Here is a 2818-nt window from a genome sequence, read left to right on the forward strand (position 1 = left end):
AGGCGAAAGTCTCATTTGCCATCGCTTCCCCCAATTATCAACGTCCAACTTCCACATCATGACCCGAAAGCGGGCCCCTCCCAAAAGAGCCACTCCACTGAGACTGACCCTTCCGTGCTTTTCTGTCGAGCCCCTGTCCCAGACCGACTGGACGGATCTCACAGGCCGGGTTCGGGCCCGCCAACAGGGCCCAATAGAGTCCAGAGTGAGCTGCATCAGGTGTGAGCTCCCTCTCAACGGACGTAATTTTCTTTCGACGTATAGGGACCATTTTTGAAGGCCTGCGGGTAGACTTTTTACACCGCGCCTTCCCTGTCAGGTCCATCTCGGCAAGGGCTATTTTGCTCCTGAAAATGGCCGTCGCGATAGCGACGTATATACGCGCCCTTGGAACTTACGTTCATGGGTCCGGGGGTGGAGGTGCAAAGGCGGCGCGCATCAGGGCACTGCCCAACTCAACCGGTTACGACAATCGTCGCCAGTGTCGGCGAAGGTCAGAATGTGGATGACGATATCTCGCTCACCCATCAGAGCCAGTGGAGAAGGAGAGTGGCTGGCAAGAGAGAGATTTATCGGCCCTGTTCATCAGGCGCATGCGTCGTGCCATGGTGAAGCTCCTTTCACCTCAGTATGACCGCGCTATGTACGGAGTTCCTGATGGCCCTCCGCAGTATCGGGCCACGAGATTCGATATGCAGCTGATTGGCACAGCCCGAGACGCGGGGAAGGGGAGGCGATGTCCTGTTACGCGAAGCCAGCCACAAGCCGTGCCCCACCCCGGTCAGCGTATTCGCAGTTGCCGGGGTAGATCATGGGAAATAATGCCTTTTCACTGTCGCCTCTGCGCGTGGTGCGAAGGCGGGACAGGCCCCGCCAGGCCAGCCCGGTCATGTCACTGACCAGGATGCCGGCCAGGGACAGGGCGGTCAGAATGACCAGCGGCAAGGTCCGGTTGTTGGGACGGGCCAGCATGGTGAAGGCGCTGCTTCTGACCCACCGGCTGGTCAGAGGCAGGGCCTACATTACCCAGGACCAGAGGGCATGCACCACGCCACCTGTTGGCCGCCCGCAGCCCGTAAAACACCCCCAGAAACAGCGGTTTCCTAAGTTCCTAACTGTTCCTCAGATTCCTAAGGCCGAAATCATGTTATCTTTCAGATCATTAAAGGCCATTATCGGACATTTCAACGGACAGATCGGGACAAATCTACGGAGCTTGTCGGACTCCGATACGGAGATATCGGACATTTTTGCGGGGCAATAGGGGCATTTCGGACATTATGACGGTACTTTTCGGACTTCCGCTAGAGTTATGTCCGATATATCCTTGTCGGATGTCTATTCGTCAAATCACAACACCGCCAAACAATGTTCCAAAAGCCACCGGCACGGTCGAGATTGCCGAACCAAGTGGCAAACTGACCCTGTCGGATCGTCAGCTTTTCAATCATTTACTGGCCCATGCCTACAGGCGTCTGACGACGGACGAGTGGCACACCGTACAAATGTCCGAAATTCGCCGCTTCGCTGCTGAAGCCCGTGGCGGCACGCCGGAAAACGACAACCGACGCATGAAGGACAGCGTCAAGCGCCTTCAGGCAACCGTCGTAGAGTTCAACTACCTGCGCTCCGATGGTGGCCGGGTATGGGAATCGTCGCCCTTGCTCAGTACCTGCCGGATTGATGAACGATCTGGCAGCCTGCAATACAGCTTCCCCAGCGGCCTGCGGGAGCGGCTGGTGGAGCCGGCGCTCTACAGCATGATCAGTCTGCGCGTGCAGTGGGAATTCGACAGCAAATATGGGCTGGTCCTGTATGAGACCCTTAAGCGCTATGCCGACCGGGATGCCGCCCAACCCTGGTGGTCCGTCAAAACGTCCGAATTGCGGGACCTGCTTGGATGCCGAGACAAGCTGATGGATTGGAAGGATTTCCGTAGACGCGCCCTGGATCCGGCCCTGGAGGAAATTGATCGGCTGGCTGAGTTTCGCGTGCTGGTCATCGAAACCCGTCAAGGCCGTGGTCGCGGTGGCGGTCAGGTTGTCGCTGTCACCTTCCAGATTGAACGCAAACCCAAGGAAGCAGCCGCCGCGACAATCCGGGAACTGGAAAAGCCCAAGGTCCAGCGGCGGGGAGAGCGCAAAGCAAGGACGGAGGACATTGCCTATACCGCTGCCGCTCGCAAAGCGCTGCATTTCCTGACAGGGGCAGATGCCGGGACAAGGCTGAAATGGGCCAAGCGGGCCGAGGCGATCGGCATAGAGCTTCCAAAGGCGGCCAGTGCGGTAGAGAACCTTCCCCGCTGGGTCCCACAGATCGCGGCCGAGCTTCTCGCCGAAGAAAGAATTCGCTGAGGGTGGCAAGACCCGATATCAAGGACACATTGATATCTTTTTGATATCACATAGCTTTCCCTTTACTCAGACACTGGCCCCTCCCATTCGATACGCTCCGCCCCCACCGGGGGGCCGGGAAACTGCTCCTCATGCTGATTATCCGGCGTCATCCCGGCAACGAGTTCCTCCAGCGTATACCGCTGCTTGGTCCGAGGCTCCGCCCTGTCCTTCTCCACTGGCATCCTGCCCTCCCGGTTCTTCTGATGTCCGATGAGAGGAAATACCGGGAAAGGGCCGCTTGCAAGCCTGCCGGAAAGCCCCTCTCCACCCCCACAAGATCCTCGCTTTTCCGGCCCCGTTCGAGTCATGCTCGCGCCCCTGTCGCGATGTTTCAACGGGATTGATCCATGACCCGCCCCACGATCCTGGTCACTGGCGGCGCCGGCTTCATCGGCAGCCATGCCTGCAAGGCCCTGGCCCGC

4 protein-coding genes are annotated in these 2818 nt (G+C 58.6%); 2 read left to right on the forward strand and 2 right to left on the reverse strand.

The window, feature by feature from the left end; translation table 11 throughout:
- Window positions 1-744: 744 nt before the first annotated feature.
- Window positions 745-972, reverse strand: a complete 228-nt coding sequence (locus tag Q0072_RS01075; protein WP_298324490.1) for a hypothetical protein — start codon at window positions 970-972, stop codon at window positions 745-747.
- A 362-nt stretch (window positions 973-1334) separates the two neighbouring features.
- Between Q0072_RS01075 and Q0072_RS01080 the strand changes: the two genes are divergently transcribed.
- Window positions 1335-2354, forward strand: a complete 1020-nt coding sequence (locus Q0072_RS01080; protein ID WP_298324492.1) for a replication initiation protein — start codon at window positions 1335-1337, stop codon at window positions 2352-2354.
- 62 nt (window positions 2355-2416) lie between these two features.
- On the opposite strand, the gene Q0072_RS01085 is transcribed toward Q0072_RS01080, so the two are convergent.
- Window positions 2417-2578: a hypothetical protein gene (locus tag Q0072_RS01085; protein ID WP_298324496.1), complete on the reverse strand. Its 162-nt coding sequence runs from the start codon at window positions 2576-2578 to the stop codon at window positions 2417-2419.
- A gap of 165 nt (window positions 2579-2743) precedes the next feature.
- Between Q0072_RS01085 and Q0072_RS21850 the strand changes: the two genes are divergently transcribed.
- The coding region (locus Q0072_RS21850; RefSeq protein ID WP_366941763.1) for an NAD-dependent epimerase/dehydratase family protein at window positions 2744-2818 on the forward strand (75 nt) is incomplete at its 3' end.

Origin of the sequence: Asticcacaulis sp. (genome assembly GCF_027484505.1) — a bacterium.
Lineage (GTDB): Bacteria > Pseudomonadota > Alphaproteobacteria > Caulobacterales > Caulobacteraceae > Asticcacaulis.

Excerpts from the sequence above, each read along its gene's own strand:
- Q0072_RS01085 (WP_298324496.1), bottom strand. The coding sequence starts at position 2,578 with ATGCCAGTGGAGAAGGACAGGGCGGAGCCTCGGACCAAGCAGCGGTAT.
- Q0072_RS01080 (WP_298324492.1), top strand. The coding sequence starts at position 1,335 with ATGTCTATTCGTCAAATCACAACACCGCCAAACAATGTTCCAAAAGCC.
- Q0072_RS01075 (WP_298324490.1), bottom strand. The coding sequence starts at position 972 with ATGCTGGCCCGTCCCAACAACCGGACCTTGCCGCTGGTCATTCTGACC.